The 21512-nt window shown below is 63.8% G+C and carries 18 protein-coding genes, 1 other RNA gene and 1 pseudogene; 15 read left to right on the top strand and 5 right to left on the bottom strand.

Features of this window, described 5'->3' with window-relative positions; all coding sequences use genetic code 11:
* Window positions 1–44 precede the first annotated feature (44 nt).
* Complete coding sequence (fumC, locus tag A7A08_RS03950; RefSeq protein ID WP_069094313.1) at window positions 45–1469, bottom strand: class II fumarate hydratase; 1425 nt, start codon at window positions 1467–1469, stop codon at window positions 45–47.
* 213 nt (window positions 1470–1682) lie between these two features.
* Between fumC and A7A08_RS03945 the strand changes: the two genes are divergently transcribed.
* On the top strand, window positions 1683–3623 hold the full coding sequence (locus A7A08_RS03945) for a sensor histidine kinase (protein WP_069094176.1): 1941 nt from the start codon (window positions 1683–1685) through the stop codon (window positions 3621–3623).
* 52 nt (window positions 3624–3675) lie between these two features.
* On the opposite strand, the gene A7A08_RS03940 is transcribed toward A7A08_RS03945, so the two are convergent.
* The 3 genes from A7A08_RS03940 to A7A08_RS03930 all read right to left on the bottom strand — a co-directional run bounded on the left by A7A08_RS03940 (window position 3676) and on the right by A7A08_RS03930 (window position 4959).
* Window positions 3676–4218, bottom strand: coding sequence for an SspB family protein (locus A7A08_RS03940; RefSeq protein ID WP_069094175.1), 543 nt, complete (start codon window positions 4216–4218; stop codon window positions 3676–3678).
* Window positions 4219–4291: 73 nt separating this feature from the next.
* Window positions 4292–4660, bottom strand: a transfer-messenger RNA (tmRNA) gene (gene ssrA, locus A7A08_RS03935).
* Between the two features lie 35 nt (window positions 4661–4695).
* Window positions 4696–4959, bottom strand: coding sequence for a PepSY domain-containing protein (locus A7A08_RS03930; protein ID WP_069094174.1), 264 nt, complete (start codon window positions 4957–4959; stop codon window positions 4696–4698).
* Window positions 4960–5121: 162 nt separating this feature from the next.
* Here A7A08_RS03930 and A7A08_RS03925 point away from each other — a divergent pair, with 162 nt between their 5' ends.
* The 7 genes from A7A08_RS03925 (at window position 5122) to miaA (ending at window position 11861) form a co-directional block, all read left to right on the top strand.
* Window positions 5122–5916 (top strand): thymidylate synthase, encoded by a 795-nt coding sequence (locus A7A08_RS03925; protein ID WP_069094173.1) that lies wholly within the window; start codon window positions 5122–5124, stop codon window positions 5914–5916.
* Between the two features lie 31 nt (window positions 5917–5947).
* Window positions 5948–6493, top strand: a complete 546-nt coding sequence (locus A7A08_RS03920) for a dihydrofolate reductase (protein WP_069094172.1) — start codon at window positions 5948–5950, stop codon at window positions 6491–6493.
* A 223-nt stretch (window positions 6494–6716) separates the two neighbouring features.
* Window positions 6717–7853, top strand: coding sequence for an FtsH protease activity modulator HflK (gene hflK / locus A7A08_RS03915; protein ID WP_069094171.1), 1137 nt, complete (start codon window positions 6717–6719; stop codon window positions 7851–7853).
* On the top strand, window positions 7853–9022 hold the full coding sequence (gene hflC, locus A7A08_RS03910) for a protease modulator HflC (protein ID WP_069094170.1): 1170 nt from the start codon (window positions 7853–7855) through the stop codon (window positions 9020–9022). Before hflK ends, hflC begins: the two co-directional genes overlap by 1 nt.
* A gap of 6 nt (window positions 9023–9028) precedes the next feature.
* The gene (locus A7A08_RS03905) at window positions 9029–9214 is read left to right on the top strand and encodes a DUF2065 domain-containing protein (protein WP_069094169.1); all 186 of its coding nucleotides are present in this window, start codon (window positions 9029–9031) and stop codon (window positions 9212–9214) included.
* Window positions 9215–9344: 130 nt separating this feature from the next.
* Window positions 9345–10817 carry a Do family serine endopeptidase gene (locus A7A08_RS03900; protein ID WP_069094168.1) on the top strand — a complete coding sequence of 491 codons (1473 nt, stop codon included), beginning with the start codon at window positions 9345–9347 and terminating at the stop codon, window positions 10815–10817.
* An 87-nt stretch (window positions 10818–10904) separates the two neighbouring features.
* Complete coding sequence (miaA, locus tag A7A08_RS03895; RefSeq protein WP_245290791.1) at window positions 10905–11861, top strand: tRNA (adenosine(37)-N6)-dimethylallyltransferase MiaA; 957 nt, start codon at window positions 10905–10907, stop codon at window positions 11859–11861.
* On the opposite strand, the pseudogene A7A08_RS03890 reads toward miaA, so the two are convergent.
* Window positions 11858–13782 (bottom strand): annotated as a pseudogene (locus A7A08_RS03890) (potassium transporter Kup). The gene miaA and the pseudogene A7A08_RS03890 sit on opposite strands and share 4 nt — an antisense overlap.
* A gap of 412 nt (window positions 13783–14194) precedes the next feature.
* On the opposite strand from A7A08_RS03890, the gene A7A08_RS03885 reads away from it, so the two are divergent.
* The 7 genes from A7A08_RS03885 to A7A08_RS03855 all read left to right on the top strand — a co-directional run bounded on the left by A7A08_RS03885 (window position 14195) and on the right by A7A08_RS03855 (window position 21484).
* Window positions 14195–15988 (top strand): acetolactate synthase 3 large subunit, encoded by a 1794-nt coding sequence (locus A7A08_RS03885; protein WP_069094166.1) that lies wholly within the window; start codon window positions 14195–14197, stop codon window positions 15986–15988.
* The gene (locus tag A7A08_RS03880) at window positions 15985–16521 is read left to right on the top strand and encodes a hypothetical protein (RefSeq protein WP_069094165.1); all 537 of its coding nucleotides are present in this window, start codon (window positions 15985–15987) and stop codon (window positions 16519–16521) included. Before A7A08_RS03885 ends, A7A08_RS03880 begins: the two co-directional genes overlap by 4 nt.
* 73 nt (window positions 16522–16594) lie before the next feature.
* On the top strand, window positions 16595–17173 hold the full coding sequence (locus tag A7A08_RS03875; RefSeq protein WP_069094164.1) for a YqhA family protein: 579 nt from the start codon (window positions 16595–16597) through the stop codon (window positions 17171–17173).
* The gene (gene ilvN, locus A7A08_RS03870; RefSeq protein ID WP_069094163.1) at window positions 17173–17724 is read left to right on the top strand and encodes an acetolactate synthase small subunit; all 552 of its coding nucleotides are present in this window, start codon (window positions 17173–17175) and stop codon (window positions 17722–17724) included. Before A7A08_RS03875 ends, ilvN begins: the two co-directional genes overlap by 1 nt.
* A gap of 90 nt (window positions 17725–17814) precedes the next feature.
* Entirely contained in the window at window positions 17815–18834 is a 1020-nt protein-coding gene (ilvC, locus tag A7A08_RS03865) for a ketol-acid reductoisomerase (protein WP_069094162.1), read from the top strand.
* Window positions 18835–19005: 171 nt separating this feature from the next.
* Entirely contained in the window at window positions 19006–19542 is a 537-nt protein-coding gene (locus tag A7A08_RS03860; RefSeq protein ID WP_245290790.1) for a DUF2165 family protein, read from the top strand.
* Window positions 19543–19885: 343 nt separating this feature from the next.
* Window positions 19886–21484, top strand: a complete 1599-nt coding sequence (locus tag A7A08_RS03855; RefSeq protein ID WP_069094161.1) for a 2-isopropylmalate synthase — start codon at window positions 19886–19888, stop codon at window positions 21482–21484.
* The last annotated feature ends 28 nt before the right edge of the window (window positions 21485–21512 follow it).

Raw genomic sequence — 21512 nt, 5'->3', positions numbered from 1 at the left:
TTGGAAAGCCCAGACGAAGGGGGCAGGGAAGACGCCTGAACCGGTCAGGCCTTCGGCCCGATCATCTCCTCGGGTAGAACGAGCCTGTCGAACTCGTCCTCTTGGACATAGCCGAGACGCACCGCCTCCTCCTTTAGGGTCGTGCCGTTCTTGTGGGCCGCCTTGGCGATCTCGCTCGCCTTGTCGTAGCCGATATGGGGCGCCAGCGCCGTCACCAGCATCAGCGACCGGCCCATATGCTCGGCGATCCGCTCCTCGTTTGGACGGATACCCTTCACGCAATTGTCCACGAAGCTGACTGCCACGTCGCCCAGCAGTCGGATGGACTGCAGCATGGTGTAGGCCATCACCGGCTTGAACACGTTCAGCTCGAAATGCCCTTGGCTGCCGGCGATGGTCATGGTGGTCTGGTTGCCCATCACCTTGGCCGCCACCATGGTGACCGCCTCGCACTGGGTCGGGTTCACCTTGCCCGGCATGATGGATGAGCCTGGCTCGTTCTCCGGCAGCATCAGCTCGCCCAGGCCGGAGCGGGGCCCCGAGCCCAGAAGGCGGATATCGTTGGCCACCTTGAACATGGCCGTCGCGACGGTGTTCAGCGCGCCATGGGCCGCCACGTAGGCATCGTTGCCGGCCAGCGCGGCGAACTTGTTGGGCGCCGTGATGAAGGGCAGATGGGTGAACTCGGCGATCTTCTCCGCGAACTTGTCCGCGAAATCGGGATGGGAATTGAGCCCGGTGCCGACCGCGGTTCCTCCCTGGGCGAGCTCGTAGAGCCCGTACAGGGACTGCTTCATGATGTGGATTCCCTGGTCGATTTGCGCCCCATAGCCGCCGAATTCCTGACCTAGGGTAAGCGGTGTTGCATCCTGCATATGGGTGCGGCCGATCTTGATGATGTCCTTGAAGTCTTCGGCCTTCGCCTTCAACGCCTCGAACAGATAGGCCAGTGCGGGATCCAGCCGGTAGGCGATCTCTTCCGCGGCAGCGATATGCATCGCCGTGGGAAAGGTATCGTTGGAAGATTGGCCGAGATTGACGTGATCGTTGGGATGTATGGGGGATTTGGTCCCGAGCGTTCCTCCCAACATTTCGCTCGCACGATTCGCGATCACCTCATTCGCGTTCATGTTGGACTGGGTTCCCGATCCGGTCTGCCAGACCACGAGAGGGAAATGAGAATTGAGCTTGCCTTCGATCACCTCATCGGCCGCCGATGCGATGGCCTTGGCCGACCGCTCGTCCAGCCGCCCGAGTTCGAGATTTGTCAGTGCCGCTGCCTTCTTCACCAGTCCGAGCGCGCGGATCAGCGGCACCGGCATCGTCTCCACGCCGATCTTGAAGTTCTGCCGCGAACGCTGGGTCTGGGCGCCCCAATACCGGTCCGCAGGAACCGCGATGCCGCCGAACGCATCCGTTTCGGTGCGGGTCTCTCGCGACTCGGGGGTTGAAGCTTCGCTCGCAGCCATGATCACCTCATTTTCTTCGTATGCCGCCGCATTTTTCGCGCGCATTGGCCAGTCTATTACGGCATCATCAAACCGAAATGATGCTGTCATCGGCTACGCTATAGCATGGCCTGACAGAGGACACTGCCGCACGTTTCGCGGCGGCTCGACCGGCCGACCATTACAGCCGGGAGACGTGCGCCCACAGTGGCCGCGGCAGGCGAGGATCGGCGTATGACCGACGTTCCGCATCATCTTCCGCTGCCCCAGCCTCGCCGCGAGCGGGTTGCTGTCGCGCTCGCACGCGTGGCCGCCGTGATGACCTTCGTCATTGGAGCCTATGTGCTGGCGGCGTGGCGGTTCGATCTGCCCGCGGATCTGCCGGACTTTCTGGACCACCTTTCCAACATGCGGCCCGACGCGGCCCTCGGCGTTCTCCTGGGCGGGCTGGCGTTGTTCTGCTTCACCTGGCAGGCCAGCCGACCGGTGGCGTGGTTCCTCGCCATGCCCGTCATCGCGGTCTCTCTGCTCGCCTTGGCCCACGACCTGGCAGGATGGCAGTTCGGTCTGAACCAGGCCCTGAGCAGCTCCGATACGCCCCGCGGCGAGTTTCTCGACACGCGCGAATCTGTGCGCATGTCCCTAGGCATCGGCATCGCCCTTCTTCTGTTCGGTCTGGCTCTCGCCGCCGCGGGCAGGGACCGCACCATGACCTTCCTGAGCGAGCTGTTCAGCATCGCGCTCCTCGTCCAGGTGCTCATCGTCCTCACCGGCTATGCCTATGGCATCACCACGGCCTATTCCCCGTTCCCGTTCTCGGCCCTGTCGGTCTACGGCGCATCGAGCGCGTTTTTGCTCGGTATCGGCCTGCTCCTGGCGACGCCCGAAAGCGGGGTCGCGGCGGCCGTCCTCGAGCGATCGCCGGCCGGGGAGATGCTTCGCCGCCTCCTGCCCGGCATCGTCGTGCTTCCCCTTGTCACCGGTTTCCTCGCCCACCAGGCCGAGATCAACGGCATCTATGGCAGCGCCGCCAGCTACGCCATTTTCGCCGTGGCCAGCATCGTGCTGCTCGCAGCCTTCGTCTGGACCACCACCCAGGCTGTGCGGGCGGCCGACAAGGACCGCGCCGACGCCCTGCACGAGCTGAGCCGTCAGCGCGAATGGCTGCAGATCACCCTCGACAGCATTTCCGACGGGGTCATCGCCACCGATGCCGGCGGCAATGTCCTCCTCATCAACCGCGTTGCCGAGGATCTGACCGGGTGGAGCGCCGAGCAGGCCAACGGCCGCCCCATCGCCGAGATCTTTCGGGTGATCGACGAGAGCACCCGGAAGCCGCTGCGCGATGCCGCTACCATCGCCCTCGCCGAAGGGGAGGTCGCGCGCCTGACCGATAAGGGCCTGCTCGTCACCAGCGCCCGGTCCGAGCTGCCGATCGAGAATAGCGGCGCCCCGATCCTGGGTGTCGACGGGACCCTGACCGGCTCCGTTCTCATCTTCCGCGACGTCACCGAGCCGCGTCGCGCTGCGGAGCGGCAAACCATGCTCGTGGGCGAGCTGAACCATCGCGTGAAGAACGCCCTGGCCATCGTCCAGTCCCTGGTCCAGGCGAGCCTGCGCCATGCCGACAACCCGGCCGCCATGGCCATGGCCCAGACGCTGGGCGAACGTCTCCAGGCGCTCCACCGTGCTCACGACCTTTTGCTGGAATCCCAATGGTCGGGGGCGAGCCTGAAGGCGATGGCCGAGCGGGAGCTTGCGCCCTATATGCGCGAGGACGGCCCGACCATCCTCATCAAGGGCCCCGATATCCTCCTGCCTGCCAGCGCGACCTCCATCCTGGCTATGACCCTGCACGAGCTCGCCACCAATGCGGTCAAATACGGGGCGCTTTCACAGAATGACGGGAACCTGGAAGTGGTTTGGCGCAAGAAGGGCAAGCGCCTCCGCCTCAGCTGGCTGGAGCGGGGCAGCAACCCGCCCAAGCCGGGTGAGAACGGCTTCGGCATGCAGCTGATCGATAAGGGTATTCGGCACAATTTGGGCGGCGAGACCAAGCTCGAATTCCGCGACGAAGGTCTCTATGTCGAGCTGGATCTTCCTATCGAGCACGAGGCCGCGCCGCGCGCGAGCGGTCAGCGTCAGCTTCGTCAGCAGCAATCGGCGAGCGCGTAGAGCAGGGCGCTCCGCGACCCGGGTTCACACGTAATTCGAAGGGGATTGGACGCTACTTCTTGCGGAAGCGGTCAAGCTCAACGACCTCGCCGGATTTCGCCGGCGGATGGTCGTCGTCGCTATCGCTTTCCGCGACAGCCGCATCGTGGCTGCCATGGCCAGGCTCGCCGTCATCGGCATCGGACACGAGGTCCGGCATGGCCGCGGCGAGATGCTGCCGGGCCGCATCGTTAGCGGCGCCCGGCTGGGTGAACTGAAGACCGAACTGCACGGATGGATCGTAGAAGGCCTTCACCGCCTCGAACGGCACGACCAGGCGTTCCGGCACGTTGGAGAAGGACAGCTTCACCTCGAACCGGTCCTCGCCGACCACGAGATCCCAGAACTGATATTGCAGCACCACGGTCATCTCTTCCGGGTACTGCTCTTTCAGGCGATCGGAAATCTGGACACCATCTGCCGTGGTGTCGAAAGCGATGTAGAGATGGTGCTCGCCGGGCAGGCCGTCGTCGCGCACCATCACGAGCACTTTGCGGATCACGCTCCGAAGAGCGTCTTGGATCAGAAGGTCGTAGCGGATCTCGTCCTGAGCCATCGCGCTTTGCCGCCCCGCTTTAGAATGAGGGGGCGACGATCTCTCTTCCCGAGACCCGACCCCCGTCGGCAGAAGTGGAGGGCTTCTGTTGCCCGGTGCCCTCCGAAACCGCGCCTAGCCCTGCGACAGGCTAGGACTTGAAAATGAGGCTATCGCGCTGCTTACGCAGCGAGAGCCGCCTCCGCATAGTTGTCGTTTGCAACTATTGAACGGCCCGATAACGGCGGAACCATGCCGAGCGAAAGCACAACTTTTACACCCTCGTCGATCCTAGTTCGCCCCCACAGAATGCCAGATGCGGGGACCCGCGGTCTGGAATTATGGTGGAGGCGCCGGGTACTGCCCCCGGGTCCGATAGGCTTATTACGAAGGCCATTTATCGCCATAGTCGGTCGAAACCGACACGTCATATATAGGCCCCTCAGTGGTTTAAAAAAACCCCACAGAAGCGCCTCCGGCCTTAATCCCGGTCGATCTTCACAATTGCGCCGGAGCGGGCGCGAGCTCCAGCTCGATTTCGCGGTGCCGCTCGTCCCAACCCTCGATTTCCCAGACGCCGTCATCGAGCTCCATCTCCTTGATTTCGACGATTCCCGTGTCGAAGGCGATGTCGCGGGCAACATATGCATCGATGTAGCGTTGCCGCTTGGCGTCCGCGGGACTGCTCACGAAAGCGGTCGCCGCCATGAGCAATGCGAGGGCCGCGATCCCGGCCGTCTTGAAGGTGGAAGTTTTGCACATGAGAGACAGGCCTCCTGGAACTTCGCTGGAGTTGCGCTTTCCCCGAGCCTATATCGGGGGACGATGCCCGCCTAGAGTCTTGGCCCGAGTTCGATTGGAGCCGAGTGAAGCGGAAGGATCATGAACTCACGCTGAACGGAGCACCGGGAAGGGAAGGGCGGTTTGCGGCAATATCTCGATCTGCTGGCTCTGATCCGGAACGAGGGCACCGAAAAAGGCGATCGCACCGGCACGGGCACCTTGAGCGTGTTCGGCCATCAGATGCGGTTCGACCTGAGCGAAGGGTTTCCCCTCGTCACCACCAAGCGCGTCCACATGAAATCGGTGATTCACGAGCTTCTGTGGTTCCTCGCAGGCGACACCAACATCGCCTATCTCAAGGAGAACGGCGTCAGCATCTGGGATGAGTGGGCGGACGAGACCGGTGAACTCGGCCCCGTCTATGGCCGCCAGTGGCGTTCCTGGCCCACACCCGACGGTGTCCATATCGATCAGATCGCGAAGATCGTCGAAGGCCTGAAGCGCGACCCCGATTCCCGCCGCCATATCGTCAGCGCCTGGAACGTCGGCGAGCTGGACAAGATGGCGCTCTCGCCGTGCCACTGCCTGTTCCAGTTCTATGTCGCGGACGGCAAGCTCTCCTGCCAGCTCTATCAGCGCTCCGCCGACATCTTCCTCGGCGTGCCCTTCAACATCGCCTCCTATGCGTTGCTGACCCTGATGATTGCCCAGGTGACAGGGTTGCGGCCCGGCGACTTCGTCCACAGCTTCGGCGATGCCCATCTTTACCTGAATCATCTGGAACAGGCGGACGAACAGCTGAAGCGGAGCCCGCGGGCACTACCGCAGATGCGCCTCAACCCTGATGTCGCCTCGCTCTTCGACTTCGCCTACGACGATTTCGAGCTCATCGGCTACGATCCCCATCCCGCCATCAAGGCGCCTGTCGCGGTCTGAGCGCAGCGATAGCAGAAACAGACGGAATTTCATGACGGATCACAGTTTCTCCAGCGCCGACCCCGCGCTTTCCCTCGTGGTGGCGGTCGGCGAGAACGGCGCCATCGGCTTCGAAGGCGAGCTGCCCTGGCGCATCTCCAGCGAGCTGAAGCATTTCCGCAAAGTGACCATGGGCAAGCCGATCGTGATGGGCCGGCGCACCTACGATTCCCTCGGCCGCTGTCTCGACGGTCGGCTCAACATCGTCGTCACCCGCGACCGCAGTTTCGAGGTGCTTCCTGGTGGCGCCGTCGCCCATAGCCTGAGGGAAGCCCTGGAGCTCGGCCGGGCGGAGGCTGCTCGCACCGGCGCGGACGAGATCGCGGTCATCGGCGGCGAGGCGCTGTTCAAGGAGAGCCTTGCCGTCGCCGACCGTCTCTATTTCACCGAGGTGCATGCATCGCCCGAGGCGGACACTTGGTTTCCTGAATGGGACAGGAGCAGCTGGGAAGAGGTCTCCCGGGAGCGCTACGAGGCCGGGCCGAAGGACGAGCACCCGTTCAGCATCGTCGTGCTCGAGCGCAGACGAAAAGACTGAGGCGGCAGCTTCGGTCTGGGGTTTTCAGCGCGCCGCACCGTTAATTTTACTGGGCTTATGAGCCCAAACGTCACCCCGGCCATCGTTGCTTCCGGCCGGGGACTATTCTATAACGCCGATCAACAAGCGTCTTACGGGTCGGCCTCATCGGACGGCTTTGCGCACGGATGGATTTCATCCTTAGGCCGGGCGTCACCTCAATCACATCGGGATCGAAGCGATCATGCCTTGGAGCAATCAGAGCGGCGGCGGCGGTTGGAAAGGTGGAGGCGGCCCTTGGGGTCAGCCTCCGAGCGGCGGTGGCGGTGATGGCGGCGGCCGCAGCGGCGGTGGGGGTGGCCAACAGCCCGACCTGGAAGAAATTTTGCGCCGTAGCCAGGACCGTCTGCGCCAGGCCTTCCCGGGCGGTGGCGGCGGCGGTTTCGGCATCGTCATCGGCGCCATCGTCGGGCTCTTCATCGTCGGTTACATCGTCTTCGCGCTCTTCACGGTCCGCGTCGAGACCAACGAGGTGGGCGTGGTGCTGCGCTTCGGCGAATATGTGCGCCAGCTCCCGCCTGGCCTGCATTTCCGCATGCCATACCCGGTCGAGCAGGTTCTGCTCCCGAAATTCACCCGCAAGAATCGCCTCGAGATCGGCGGCGTCGGCAGCACCCCGACCCGGCCTCAGGAAAGCCTGATGCTGACCGGCGACGAGAACATCGTCGATATCGACTTCGTGGTGATCTGGAAGATCTCCGACGCGCCGAACTACCTCTTCAACGTGCAGAATCCCGAAGGCACCGTGCGCGACGTGGCGGAGAGCGCCATGCGCGAGGTGGTCGGTCGCAGCAATATCGAGCGCATCCTGACCCAGGACCGGACCGAGACCGAGCAGTCGGTGCAGAAGCTCATGCAGCGCACCCTCGACCGCTATAAGGCCGGCGTCGAGATCCTGCAGGTGCAGCTTCAGAAAGCCGATCCGCCGGCCCAGGTGATTGACGCGTTCCGCGACGTGCAGGCCGCCAAGGCAGACCAGGAGCGTCTCCAGAACGAGGCGCAGTCCTACGCCAACAAGGTCATCCCGGAAGCGCGAGGCGAGGCCGAGCGGATCCTCCAGCAGGCGCAAGGCTATCGCGACCGCGTGATCGCCGAGGCCCAGGGTGAGGCCGACCGCTTCTCCAAGATCTACGATGCCTACAAGACCGCGCCAGACGTGACCCGGAAGCGCATCTTCATCGAGACCATGCAGGAGGTTCTCGCCGGCCGGGACAAGGTCATCCTGGACGACAAGGGCGGCCAGGGCGTGGTGCCTTACCTGCCGCTCTCGGAGATCAAGAAACCATCGACCGGCTCGACCATGTCGGGGGGAGACCAGTAATGCGCATCGCATCCATCGTCGCCCTTGTCCTGATCGCTCTGGCGGCCGTAACCGCCTATCTCAGCCTGTTTACCGTCGATCCGACGGAGCAGGCGCTGGTGCTCCGCTTCGGTGAGCCGAAGCAGGTCATCAAGACGCCGGGACTCCACACCAAGGTCCCCTTCGTCGACAACGTGCTCTATTTCGACAGCCGCGTGCTCGAGGTCGATACCGCTCCCCAGGAGGTCATCGCCTCCGGCCAGAAGCGCCTCGTCGTCGACGCCTTCGCCCGTTACCGGATCACCGATCCGCTGCTCTTCTATCAGTCCGTGACCGACGAGCAGAACGCCCGCGGCCTGTTCGCCAACTACCTGGAGTCCACGCTTCGCGGCGTGCTGGGCGCGTCGACCTTCGAGGCGATCGTCCGCGACCGTCGCGACGAGCTGATGACCGTCATCGCCAAGGAGATGAACGAGAAGACCGGAAGCTACGGCGTCGATTTTCTCAATGTGCGCATCAAGCGCGTCGATCTTCCCGATGCGAACTCCGACGCCATCTATCGTCGGATGAACACCGAGCGGCAGCGCGAAGCCGCCGAGTTCCGCGCCGAAGGCGAGGGCGCTTCCCGCCGCATCCGCGGCACGGCCGACCGCGAGGTCACCGTGCTCAAGGCGAACGCCCAGGGCGAGGCTGAGCGGATCCGCGGCGATGGCGATGCCAAGCGCAACCGAATCTTTGCCGGCGCCTTCGGACAGGATCCGGACTTCTTCGCCTTCTATCGGTCCATGCAGGCCTATCGGAGCGCGCTCGGCCAAAACGACACCCGCTTCCTGCTGAGCCCCGATTCTCAGTTCTTCCGCTACTTCGGCGATGCCGCCGGCGGTCCCGAGACCCCGGGCAGCACGAACACCGAGAAGCAGGGGCTGGCGCCCAATGCAAGCTTCGCCCCCAAGGATACGAGCCAGGCCGGCCCGGACGAAGGGGCAAGCGAGGGTGGCGAGAGTCAGGACGGCGCCGAGGCAGGCGACACGGAAGCCTCAGAGATCGGAGGCGATGCGGCCGGCATCGAAGTGCCCAGCGCCGACAGCGTCGAGCAGCAGCAGAGTTCCGATGCGGCGAAGGAAGATGCCGGCCCGGCAAATTCGGGTGGCACCTCCGGCGCCGAGCCTGAATTGGAAGCGGCTCAATAACCGCACATGCAGGATCTCGCGAGCGCCATCGGTCTTGTCTTGGTGATTGAGGGCGTGGTGTGGGCGCTTTCGCCCCGCCTCGGCCGCGCCATGCTCGAAAAGACGTCCGAAGCCCCCGAATCGAGCCTGCGTCTCGTCGGCCTGCTTGCGGCCACCATCGGTCTCGGCGTCGTCTGGCTGGCCCGCGGCTGAGCCGCCGATCGCCCGTTTCGGCGCACGCGAATTTTGGTGATTGAGGAGCGTGGCGCCACGTGGCAGCTTGATCTGCCGTCGGGAAACGCGCATCCCCGTTCGGCTAAGAGATTGAACCGGCGGCATTCCTATGCAGATTCCATCGCGACTTCGTCTGTTGAGCCTGAAAGCCGCTGCGGCTGCCGGCCTCGCTGTGGCGATAGCGTCCTTGCCCCAATCCGGATCGGCGCGCGGCCCCGAATCCGTCGCCGATATCTCCGAAGGTTTGCAGGAGACGGTGGTCAACATCTCGACCACCCAGACGGTCAAGGGCATCCAGGAGCAGGACCCGCAAGCGACCCCCAGCCCGAAGGACTCTCCCTTCGAGGAATTCTTCGACGACTTTTTCGATTCGCCCGAGGGCGACGGCATGCCCCGTCGCGTCAGTTCTCTCGGTTCGGGCTTCGTCTACGACTCGTCCGGCCTGATCGTCACCAACAACCACGTGATCGAAGGCGCCGACGAGATCGTCGTGAACTTCACCGACGGGCGTAAACTCAAGGTGACCGAGGTTCTCGGCCACGACCCGAAGACCGATCTGGCACTCCTCAAGGTCGAGCCGGACCACCCCCTGAAGGCGGTGACCTTCGGGAATTCCGCTAAGATGCGCGTCGGCGATTGGGTGATGGCCATCGGCAACCCGTTCGGCCTCGGCGGCACGCTCACCCTCGGCATCATCTCCGCCACCAAGCGCGACATCAATGCCGGCCCCTACGACGACTTCATCCAGACCGACGCCGCCATCAACCGCGGCAATTCCGGCGGTCCGCTCTTCAACATGGATGGCGAGGTCATCGGCGTGAACACGGCGATCATCTCGCCCACGGGCGGCTCCATCGGCATCGGCTTCGCGGTCCCGTCCAACACGGCCCTGACCATCATCGATCAGCTCAAGCAATACGGCGAGACCCGCCGGGGCTGGCTCGGCGTCCATGTCCAGCGCGTCACCGAAGAGATCGCCGAGAGTCTCGGCATGGAAGAGACCCACGGCGCGCTCGTGGCAAAGGTCATGCCCGGTAGCCCGGCAGAGGCGGCCGGCATCCAGAGCGGCGACGTGATCCTGGATTTCGACGGCCAGGAAGTCGACACCATGCGCAGCCTGCCGCGCCTCGTCGCTGCGACCACCATTGGCAAGGCGGTGACGATCTCGCTGCTCCGCAAGCGCGAGCCCATGAAGCTCGAAGTGACCGTAGGACGCCTGCCGGAAAGCGAAGAGGTCGAGGATGTGAGCGAGGCGCCTGCGGAGGAGCGGATCGAGCCCGAACGCGAACGCGTCCTGGGCCTCGCCATCGCCCCCCTGACGGCGCAGCTTCGCGATGAATACGGCATCGATAACGCCGTCGATGGCGTCATCATCCTCGAGGTCGAGCCCGGCAGCCAGGCGGAAGAGAAGGACGTGAAAGTCGGCGACGTGATCGTCGAGGTCACCCAGGAGACCGTCAACAGTCCCCAGGAGGTGCTCTCCCGCATCGATGCCGTGAAGAAGTCCGGCCGGAAATCCGTCCTTCTGCTGATCTCCGACGGCAAGGGCGAGCTCTCCTTCGTCGCGCTACCCCTCAGCTAGATAAAGCCAAGTCGGCTGCGCAGCTTTTCCTCGACCGCCAAAGGCGGCAAACTCCCCAGCGCTCGGGGGAAGGTGCGTGGAGGCGAAGTGTTGGTAGAAGACCGGCAGTCAGGATCAGACATTGCGGCGGTGCTGCTGGCCGGTCCCACGGCGAGCGGGAAATCCGCAGCCGCTCTGGAGCTTGCCGCTCGCTTCGGCGGCGTCATCGTCAATGCCGACTCCATGCAGGTCTACGAAGAGCTGCGCATCCTCACCGCCCGCCCCAATCTGGACGAGGAGCGGCTCGTGCCGCACCGCCTCTACGGTACCGTGTCGGCCGCAGAACGCTACTCGGTCGGTCGCTGGCTGAAGGATGTCGCGGCCATTCTCAGCGAAGAGTGGGAGCGAGGCCGTCTGCCGATCCTGACCGGCGGCACGGGTCTCTACTTCAAGGCCCTTACCGAAGGCCTCGCCGACACCCCGGAAATTCCCTCTGCCATACGGGAGCGCTGGGAAGCCCATGCGGGCAAGTTGAGCGTCTCCGAGCTTCATGAAGAGCTTGCCGCCTGCGATCCCGTCATGGCGGAGCGACTGGTCCCGTCAGATCGCCAAAGGATCGTCCGGGCGCTGGAAATCGTCGACGCGACCGGCGTTTCACTCGCCGAATGGCAGGCGGAGACGCAATCGGCCGTGCTGCCCCCGCAGCGAACCTTGCAGATCGTCGTCGCCCCGGATCGGAGCGAGCTCTACGCCAAGATCGATCGCCGCTTCGACGCCATGATAGCCCTCGGCGCCCTCGACGAGGTGCGCGCCGTGGCTGCTCTCGACCTGCCGATGGATCTCCCGGCCATGCGCGCCCACGGTGTGCCGGATCTGCTGGCGGCCCTGAAAGGCGAGGTGGCGCGGGAAGAAGCGATCGAAAAGGCCAAGACCATGAGCCGGCGCTATGCGAAGCGCCAACTCACCTGGGCGCGCCGCTTCATGGCCGATTGGCATTGGGTGGAGAACTCGGCCGACGCGGTCACATTCGCCAGTGCGCGTCTCGCGGACAGGATGTCCGGTTAGACCGTCACCTGGGTGCCGATCTCGACCACGCGGTCCGTCGGCAGCTGGAAATAGTTGCTCGCGTCGTCCGCCGTCTGGGCCAGGAAGATGAAGAGCTTGTCCTGCCAGATCGGCATGCCGGAGCGCTGGTCCGGCTTCAGGGTGCGCCGGGACAGGAAGAACGAGGTGGACATGATATCGAAGGTCCAGCCCAGCTTCCGCGCGATGGCGAGCGCCCTGGGAATGTTCGGCGTCTCCATGAAGCCGAAATGCAGGATCACCCGCATGAAATTCTCGCCGATCTCGCTGATCTCCACCCGGTCCTGAAGCGACACCCGCGGAACGTCCTCGGTCACGATGCTGAGGATGACGTTGTTCTCGTGCAGCACCTTGTAGTGCTTGAGGCTGTGGAGCAGGGCGGTCGGCGCGCTGCCCGGCGTTGCGGTCAGGAACACGGCCGTTCCCGGCACCCGATGGGGACAGCTCTTCTGGAGCTGCTCGATAAGCTCCTCGACCGGCATCTCCATGCGTTGGGTCTTGTCGGTCAGGATGCGGGCGCCCTTGCGCCAAGTGAGCATGATCAGCACCAGCGCACCGCCGATGAGAAGCGGCACCCAGCCGCCTTCGGGGACCTTCAGGAAGTTCGCGCTGATGAAGGCCATGTCGATGATCATGAACGGCACCATCATCAAGGCCGAGGTCCAGACCGACCATTTCCAGACGCGCCAGATCACGATAAACGCCATCAGCCCGTCGACGAACATGGTGCCCGAGACCGCCAGGCCGTAGGCATGGGCGAGGCCTTCGGAAGAACGGAACAGTACCACCAGGAAGAGCACGCCGGTCAGCAGCAGCGCCCGGATGCGCGGAATATAGATCTGCCCGGCCTGGGTCTCCGAGGTGCGGAGAATCTGGAAGCGCGGCAGGAGGCCCAGTTGAACCGCCTGGCGGGTCAGCGAGAACGCGCCGGTGATGACGGCCTGGGACGCGATCACGGTCGCCAGTGTGGCCAGGATGATGACGGGGTAGAGGCCCCAGGAGGGCACCAGCTTGTAGAAGGGTGCATCGAGCGCCGTGGGGTCTGAAAGCACCAGCGCGCCCTGGCCGAAATAGTTGAGCACCAGGCCGGCAGCACGAAGAACAGCCATGCCGTCTGGATCGGCTTGCGGCCGAAATGGCCGAGATCGGCATAAAGCGCCTCGGCACCCGTCACGGACAGGAAGACCGCGCCCAGGGTCAGCAGCGCCACCAGCCCATGATCGATGAAGAAGTCGATCGCCCAGTAGGGATTGAGGGCGGCGATGACCGACGGGTCGTCGGCGATGTGCCAGATTCCGAGCCCTGCCAGCATCGCAAACCACACCATCATGATCGGGCCGAAATAGGCCGCGACCAGCGCCGTGCCCCGGGACTGCACCGCGAACAGGCCGAACAGGATGACGATCGTGAGCGGAACCACGTAGGTTTCCAAGCGCGGCGAGACCACCTCGAGACCCTCGACCGCCGAGATCACCGAGATCGCCGGCGTGATGAGCGCGTCGCCGTAGAAGAGGGCGGCTGCGATCATGCCGAGGATCATCACCGTCGTGCGCGCCTTGCCGTTCTGCAAGGTGCGCTGGGCAAGCGCCATCAGGGACAGCGTACCGCCTTCGCCCTTGTTGTCGGCGCGCAGCAGGATCAGCACGTATTTGACGGTGACGACGAGGATCAGAGCCCAGAGGATCAGCGACAGCACGCCCAGCACGTTGTCCCGCGCCAGGATGGTCTCGTCTCCCGCGGCCACCAGAGCGACCTTGAAGGCGTAGAGCGGACTCGTGCCGATATCGCCATAGACGACACCCATGGAGCCCAGCGCCAAAGTCCAGAAGGTCTTCGGACTATGTCCGTTGGCCTCTGCGTGGCCGCCGTTGTTTGCAGGAGAATCGGTGGAAGCCTGCGTCATGCGTAATCGTAATGGATGGAGAAAGTGTCGTCTGTTGCTTGAAGGGTTCCCGTAGCGTTGCCGGGCTACGTCCCGTGAATTCGACAGTTTCCCCTTTATGCTCATGCGGGAGCCTTGTCTAGCGCCGCCGGGACGCGATGCCGCGGCAATCCGCCGGGATGAGGGGTTTTCCACCGGGTCACAAGCAATAAACGAGCGATAATCGAGGAATTCAGGTAATTTATGGAAAGTTCCAGACGTCGATTAGCTTAGAAAATTCGCATTTGTCGTTGACCCCTTAGGCTTGACTCCCTAGGGTGCGCGCCTCATTTGCAGGTTTTTGAAGAGTTTTCAGGAGACTGTCGCCTTCGAGGGGCGGCATGAAGCTGCTCCTTCCCGTATGAAGGCAGCCACGGAATGAGTTGAGGACGAGATGTCGCGCGAGAAGAAGACGGATAAGACCGGGACCGAAATGACCGGCGCACAGATGGTTTTGCAGGCTTTGGCCGATCAGGGCGTGGAGCACGTCTTCGGCTACCCCGGCGGCGCCGTCCTTCCGATCTATGACGAGCTGTTCAGCCGCAAGGATGTCGAGCACATCCTGGTGCGCCACGAGCAGGGCGCGGTTCATGCGGCCGAAGGCTATGCCCGGTCGACCGGAAAGGTCGGCTGCGTTCTCGTCACCTCCGGTCCCGGCGCGACCAACGCGGTCACCGGGCTGACCGACGCCCTGATGGATTCCATCCCGCTCGTCTGCATTACCGGACAGGTCGCCACCCATTTGATCGGAAACGACGCGTTCCAGGAATGCGATACGGTCGGCATCACCCGGCCGTGCACCAAGCACAACTACCTGGTGAAGGACATCGACAGCCTGTCACGGGTCCTGCACGAAGCCTTCTATGTCGCGCGGACCGGCCGCCCCGGCCCGGTCGTCGTCGATATCCCGAAGGACGTCCAGTTCGCCAAGGGCACCTATCGCGGCGTCACCAACTCCCAGCACAAGAGCTACAACCCGAAGACCGTCGGTGAGGACGATCGCATCGAGAAGGCGGTCGAGCTCATCGCCAAGGCGAAGCGTCCGATCTTCTATACGGGTGGTGGCGTCATCAACGCCGGACCCGAGGCGTCCGCATCCTTGCGCGAGCTCGTGCGCCTGACCGGCTATCCCATCACCTCGACCCTGATGGGGCTCGGCGCCTATCCGGCCGCCGATCCGCAGTGGCTCGGTATGCTGGGTATGCACGGCACCTACGAAGCCAACAATGCCATGCATGATTGCGATGTCATGATCTGTATCGGCGCGCGCTTCGACGATCGTATCACCGGGCGGCTGGATGCCTTCTCGCCGGGCTCGACCAAGATCCACGTCGATATCGATCCCTCGTCCATCAACAAGAATGTCCGGGTCGATCTTCCGATCATCGGCGATTGCGGCAAGGTCCTCGACCAGATGCTCGCCACCTGGAAGAAGCGCAAGCCGTCCATCGACAAGCCGGCCTTGAAGCGCTGGTGGTCCCAGATCGATCAGTGGCGCGAACGCCAGTGCCTGGCCTACAAGACCAAGTCCGATGTGATCGCCCCGCAATACGCGATCCAGCGGCTCTATGAGCTGACCAAGGACAAGGACACCTACATCACGACCGAGGTCGGTCAGCATCAGATGTGGGCCGCGCAATATTATCGCTTCGAGGATCCGAACCGCTGGATGACGTCCGGCGGCCTCGGCACCATGGGCTACGGCATCCCGGCTGCGGTCGGCGTTCAGGTCGCCCATCCGGACTCCCTCGTCATCGATATCGCGGGCGAGGCGTCCGTGCTCATGACCATGCAGGAGATGTCGACGGCGGTTCAGTACAACCTGCCGATCAAGATCTTCATCCTGAACAATGAATATATGGGCATGGTCCGCCAGTGGCAGGAGCTGCTCCATGGCGGGCGCTACTCCCACAGCTATTCAGAGGCGCTGCCCGATTTCGTGAAGCTCGCGGAAGCCTACCAGGGCGTCGGCCTGCGCTGCGAGAAACCGGGTGATCTGGACGATGCGATCCGCGAGATGATCGCCGTCGACCGGCCGGTCCTGTTCGACTGCCGGGTCGATCCCCACGCCAACTGCTTCCCGATGATCCCGAGCGGCGAGGCCCACAACAACATGCTGCTGGGCGACGAAGCCGAAGAGAAGGGCGTCGGAGACGCCATTTCGGAGCAGGGCAAGATCCTCGTATGACCGGCGATCACCGTCTTCGGCGGCACGGCGCGGCACTGGCGGCGCTCTCGCTTCTGCTCGTCGGCACAGCCACGCCTGCAAATGCCGTGGAGCAGGCCTTCAGCGTGGAGCGGGTCGAGAACATCAAGCACGCCGCTGCATCCATAGCGGAACTGCAGATCCAAAAGGGGGCTCCGGCTGCGATTGCCGCCATCAGCGATTGCTACGACAAGGAGCTGGAGACGGCGTCCACCGTCACCCTCGGTCTCGAAGCCTGCATGTCCCAGGACATCGCCGTGTCGCGCATGGCGTCCGCCGTCGATAGCCGCCTGTCGCCGGAGGAGCGTGCGAAGGAGGGGGCTGACGATCCCCAGAAGCGTCTGGATGCCATGGCCGAGCGCATCGCCAATATCTACAAGCAATTCGGCATGCCCGACGATGCCATGAAGCAGTTCGTCCGTACCGTGAACGCCTACGGTATGGAATCCTACAAGGATACCATCCTGCGCGAGATGCCGGGTGCGGAAGAGAGTGTCGAAGGATCCGCCCAATGAGAGATCGGCCGGAACGCGCTCTCGACCTTCGATCGTCGGCGAACAAGAGCTTGGGCCAGGGGATGCCATCGCCATGCGGACGCTGCTGACATTCTTCCTCGGCCTGCGTGCCATCATGCTGATCGGCTCCGCCGGCGCAATCGTCGGCGCGCTGCTGATGTTTCTGCAGGGCGGATTTTACCTCGCCGAGGCCTGGCACATCGCCGTGGCCTCCGGCACCGGCTTCGAACATGCGTCCGAACGCCAGGTCACCGTGCCGGTGCTGGAAGCGGTCGACGCCTTCCTGTTCGGCCTGGTGCTGGTGATCTTCGCCTACGGCATCGCCATCGGCTTCGTCTTCACCTTGCCCGAGGGCTATGGCCGCCGCTTGCCGGCCTGGATGAAGGTGGACGGCATCGGCCAGCTGAAAGCCAGCCTGTCCGAGGTCGTCATCGTCGTTCTGATCGTCATGTTCGCCCGCGTGGTGGTCGAATCCGGCGGCAATTTCACCTATGAGATGCTGGTGCTGCCGGCTTCGATCCTGATGATCGCAATCGCCCTCCGCATGATCGATCTCGGCGCGGGCCACACGAACGGCGACGGGGAAGAGCTCGGCAAGATCGAGGCGGCACGGGCAAAGAACGAGAACCACTCAGAGAACGGTCAACACTGATGAGCAACCAGCCAGGCAGCGTCTATTCGTTTCAGTCTTCCGAAGAGAAGCCCGAGACCCATACCATCAGCGTCCTCGTGGACAACGAGCCGGGCGTGCTGGCGCGCGTCATCGGGCTGTTCTCGGGCCGGGGCTACAACATCGACAGCCTGACCGTGTCGGAGACCGAGCACGAGGCCCATCTCTCCCGCATCACCATCGTCACCACGGGCACGCCCATGGTGATCGAGCAGATCAAGTCCCAGCTCGACCGGCTGGTGCCGATCCATTCGGTCACCGACCTGACCGTCGAGGCCAACGCGGTCGAGCGCGAGCTCGCCATGCTGAAAGTGGCGGGCAAGGGCGACAAGCGCGTCGAGGCCCTGCGCCTGGCCGACGCGTTCCGCGCCAAGGTCATCGACACCTCCCTCGATCACTTCATCTTCGAGGTCACCGGCAAGCAGTCGAAGGTGGAGCAGTTCATCCAGCTTATGCAGCCCCTCGGCCTCGTCGAGGTGGCCCGCACGGGCGTCGCGGCGATCTCCCGCGGCCCCGAAGCAATGGCGGAGTAACGCAGGGCGAGAAGGCTTCTCGATACGCCTCAAACCTGCTAAGCCCCGCTCCAATCTCGTCCGAATATTAAGTCTGCAAGGAAGTTCAGCATGCGCGTTTATTACGATCGGGATGCCGATCTCAATCTCATCAAGTCCAAGAATGTCGCCATCATCGGCTATGGCTCCCAGGGCCATGCCCATGCGCTGAACTTGCGGGATTCCGGCGTGGAGAACGTGGCCGTCGGTCTGCGCCCCGGCTCGAGCTCCGCCGCCAAGGCCGAAGGCGAAGGCTTGAAGGTCATGGACGTCGCCGAGGCCGCCAAATGGGCCGACGTGGTGATGATGCTGACCCCCGACGAGCTGCAGGGCGACATCTGGAACGAGAGCTTGAAGGACAACATGAAGGAGGGCTCCGCGCTCTTCTTCGCCCATGGGCTGAACATCCACTTCAATCTCATCGAAGCGCGCCCGGACATGGACGTCTGCATGGCCGCGCCGAAGGGCCCGGGCCACACCGTGCGCGCCGAGTATAAGCGCGGCGCCGGCGTGCCGACCCTGGTCGCCATCGCCCAGGACGCATCCGGCAATGCCCACGACTTGTCGCTCTCTTATGCCTCCGCCATCGGCGGCGGCCGCGCCGGCATCATCGAGACCACCTTCCGCGAGGAGGTCGAGACCGACCTGTTCGGCGAGCAGTCCGTGCTCTGCGGCGGCGTCGTCGAGCTGATGCGGAACGGCTTCGAGACCCTCGTCGAGGCAGGCTACGCGCCCGAGATGGCCTATTTCGAGTGCGTTCACGAGATGAAGCTGATCGTCGACCTGATCTACGAAGGCGGCATCGCCAACATGAACTACTCGATCTCCAACACGGCCGAGTATGGCGAGTACGTCTCCGGCCCCCGCGTGGTCCCGTCTTCGAGCAAGGCGGCCATGAAGGAGGTGCTCGACGACATCCAGACCGGCAAGTTCGTGCGCGACTGGATGCTGGAGAACAAGGTCAACCAGACCAGCTTCAAGGCGACCCGCGCCAAATGCGAAGACCACCAGATGGAAGAGGTCGGCAAGAAGCTCCGCGGCATGATGCCGTGGATCGCCGAGCGTGCCATGGTGGACAAGTCCAAGAACTAGGGCGCTTCGCGCAGATCATTTCGGATTGGGAAGCCCGGCCATCGCGCCGGGCTTTTCGCTTTAGGAGTGGATGGTGCGCTGGGCCCGCCTCCAACCCCGAGGCGTCATCCCCGGCCTTGTGCCGGGGATCCATAACCCCGGTCTCAGTTCTTTCAATAAACGGCGGTGTTCATGGATTGCCGGGACAAGCCCGGCAATGACAATATTCGGACCATGCTCGTCGCCCGCCTCGCCAAAATCGTCATGGTGCTCTGCCTCGCGGCTTTCTGCGCCATCGTGGCCTATGACAACGTCGCCGATTACGAGGCGAATTACGGCTTCGTCGGCCATGTCCTCTCCATGGAGGACACCTTCCAAAACAATCCGCTGCGGGACAGGGCGATCCGTGACGAGGGCGTTTGGCGCGCCGCTTACGCCGGTATTATTGCGGCCGAAGCCGTGACGGGGCTGCTCTTCCTCATCGGCGCCGTCCAGATGAGTCTCGCGCTCCGCAAGCCCGCATCCGAATTCCAGCGCGCCAAGGCGTTCGTGGTCGCCGGCGCGACCCTCGGCTTCCTGCTCTGGTTCTTTGGCTTCATGGTCGTCGGCGGCGAGTTCTTTGCCATGTGGCAGTCGAAGGACTGGAACGGCCAGGAGGCCGCCTTTCGCTTCTACGCCACCATGCTGCTGGTGCTGATCTTCGTGTATGGGCGTGATGAGGCGTCGTGACGCGCCATGCGTGCGGCATCGCCCCACTTGCGTATCCGCGGTAGCTGGCCTATTTACGCTTCATGCAGGCGGCACCACTGCCGCCGAATGACCGTTTATGGGCCACGTTATGTCGTACGAAGTGAAAGAGCAGCAGACGGGGGAAGCCGGCAACGTTGTGTCGGCCGTCTATGCTTGTGCGATGTCCGCCCTCTCCAAGCTCCTCCTTATCCGCCCCTGAGCACCGGCGGTCTCGGATCTTTCCGGGGCGGGCGTTCAGGGGATCGCAACGTAGCCCAAGCGAAAACGGATAAGATCGCCCCGCGCGTCGCAGGACCAGGGCGAGGAGCAAAGGACGAGACCCATGACTTCCGAAACGAACTCCGACTCTAAGACCAAGAGCCCGAAGGAAGAGCGGCGCGAGGACGATCGCGTCATCATCTTCGACACGACCTTGCGCGACGGCGAGCAATGCCCCGGCGCGACCATGACGTACGAGGAAAAGCTGGCGGTGGCCGAGCTGCTCGACGATATGGGCGTGGACGTGATCGAGGCCGGCTTCCCCATCGCCAGCCAGGGCGACTTCGAGAGCGTCTCGGAGATCGCCAAGCGCGCGAAGAATTCGGTCATCTGCGGCCTGTCTCGGGCGCAGATCCCCGATATCGACCGCTGCGCGGAGGCCATCAAGCCTGCGAAGCGCGGCCGCATCCACACCTTCATCGGCACCTCGCCGCTGCACCGCAAATATCAGATGGGCATCGATCAGGACGAGGTACTGAACCGGATCGAGAAATCCGTCACCCGCGCCCGGTCCCACACCGACGATGTGGAGTGGTCCTGCATGGACGCCACGCGCACGGAGGAGGACTTCCTGTGCCGCTGCGTGGAGATGGCTATTCAATGCGGCGCCACCACCGTGAACATCCCGGACACTGTGGGCTACGCGCTGCCCCATGAGTTCGCCGAGCTGATCAAGATGCTGATCGAGCGGGTGCCGGGCGCCGACGAGATCGTCTTCTCTACCCACTGCCACGACGATCTGGGCCTGGCGGTCGCCAACTCCCTGGCCGGCGTCACCAAGGGCGCCCGCCAGGTGGAATGCACCATCAATGGGCTGGGCGAGCGCGCCGGCAACGCCGCGCTGGAAGAGATCGTCATGGCGATCGAGACCCGCTCCGACGCCATGCCCTATTGGACCGGCATCGATACCACCATGCTGACCCGGGCCTCCAAGCTGGTCTCCGCGGTGACGGCCTTCCCGGTGCAGTACAACAAGGCGATCGTCGGCCGGAACGCTTTCGCTCACGAGAGCGGCATCCATCAGGACGGCGTGCTGAAGAACGCCCAGACCTTCGAGATCATGACGCCGGAAAGCGTCGGCCTGACCCAGTCGAACCTGGTCATGGGCAAGCATTCCGGCCGCCATGCCTTCCGGGAGAAGCTGAAGGAGTTGGGCTACGAGCTGGGCGACAACGCCTTCGAGGATGCCTTCGTGCGCTTCAAGGCCTTGGCCGACCGGAAGAAGCATGTCTACGACGAGGACATCGAGGCTCTGGTCGATCAGGAGATCGCCACGGCCCATGACCGCATCAAGCTGGTCTCCCTGACCGTCATCGCCGGCACGTCCGGACCCCAGAAGGCGACCCTGACTCTCGACATCGACGGTAAGCAGCAGACCCACGAGGCCCAAGGCGACGGCCCGGTGGACGCGACCTTCGCCGCGATCAAGGCCATGGTCCCCCATACGGCGACCCTGGAGCTGTACCAGGTCCACGCGGTGACCGAAGGCACCGACGCCCAGGCCGAGGTGACCGTGCGGCTCGAAGAGGACGGCCGCATCGCCACGGGCCGCGGCTCCGACACCGATACCCTGGTGGCGAGCGCTCGCGCCTACATCATCGCGCTCAACAAGATCTTCGCCCGCGATGTGCGCAAGAAGCCCGAGACCATGATGGCCTCGTAAACGGGAATCGAAGTCAGGGCGGTTCCGG

It is taken from the genome of Methyloligella halotolerans (genome assembly GCF_001708935.1).
GTDB classification, from domain to species: Bacteria; Pseudomonadota; Alphaproteobacteria; order Rhizobiales; family Methyloligellaceae; genus Methyloligella; species Methyloligella halotolerans.
The sequence above is the reverse complement of the archived record's forward strand: the minus strand, read 5'-3'. Positions and strand labels throughout refer to the sequence as shown.

What these genes read in the sequence shown, in the direction of transcription:
- ilvC (WP_069094162.1), top strand. Translation starts at nt 17,815, where the DNA reads ATGCGCGTTTATTACGATCGGGATGCCGATCTCAATCTCATCAAGTCC.
- A7A08_RS03855 (WP_069094161.1), top strand. Translation starts at nt 19,886, where the DNA reads ATGACTTCCGAAACGAACTCCGACTCTAAGACCAAGAGCCCGAAGGAA.
- hflK (WP_069094171.1), top strand. Translation starts at nt 6,717, where the DNA reads ATGCCTTGGAGCAATCAGAGCGGCGGCGGCGGTTGGAAAGGTGGAGGC.
- A7A08_RS03920 (WP_069094172.1), top strand. Translation starts at nt 5,948, where the DNA reads ATGACGGATCACAGTTTCTCCAGCGCCGACCCCGCGCTTTCCCTCGTG.
- hflC (WP_069094170.1), top strand. Translation starts at nt 7,853, where the DNA reads ATGCGCATCGCATCCATCGTCGCCCTTGTCCTGATCGCTCTGGCGGCC.
- ilvN (WP_069094163.1), top strand. Translation starts at nt 17,173, where the DNA reads ATGAGCAACCAGCCAGGCAGCGTCTATTCGTTTCAGTCTTCCGAAGAG.
- A7A08_RS03940 (WP_069094175.1), bottom strand. Translation starts at nt 4,218, where the DNA reads ATGGCTCAGGACGAGATCCGCTACGACCTTCTGATCCAAGACGCTCTT.
- A7A08_RS03860 (WP_245290790.1), top strand. Translation starts at nt 19,006, where the DNA reads ATGGATTGCCGGGACAAGCCCGGCAATGACAATATTCGGACCATGCTC.
- A7A08_RS03905 (WP_069094169.1), top strand. Translation starts at nt 9,029, where the DNA reads ATGCAGGATCTCGCGAGCGCCATCGGTCTTGTCTTGGTGATTGAGGGC.
- A7A08_RS03875 (WP_069094164.1), top strand. Translation starts at nt 16,595, where the DNA reads ATGCGGACGCTGCTGACATTCTTCCTCGGCCTGCGTGCCATCATGCTG.
- A7A08_RS03900 (WP_069094168.1), top strand. Translation starts at nt 9,345, where the DNA reads ATGCAGATTCCATCGCGACTTCGTCTGTTGAGCCTGAAAGCCGCTGCG.
- A7A08_RS03885 (WP_069094166.1), top strand. Translation starts at nt 14,195, where the DNA reads ATGTCGCGCGAGAAGAAGACGGATAAGACCGGGACCGAAATGACCGGC.
- A7A08_RS03945 (WP_069094176.1), top strand. Translation starts at nt 1,683, where the DNA reads ATGACCGACGTTCCGCATCATCTTCCGCTGCCCCAGCCTCGCCGCGAG.
- A7A08_RS03880 (WP_069094165.1), top strand. Translation starts at nt 15,985, where the DNA reads ATGACCGGCGATCACCGTCTTCGGCGGCACGGCGCGGCACTGGCGGCG.
- A7A08_RS03930 (WP_069094174.1), bottom strand. Translation starts at nt 4,959, where the DNA reads ATGTGCAAAACTTCCACCTTCAAGACGGCCGGGATCGCGGCCCTCGCA.
- fumC (WP_069094313.1), bottom strand. Translation starts at nt 1,469, where the DNA reads ATGGCTGCGAGCGAAGCTTCAACCCCCGAGTCGCGAGAGACCCGCACC.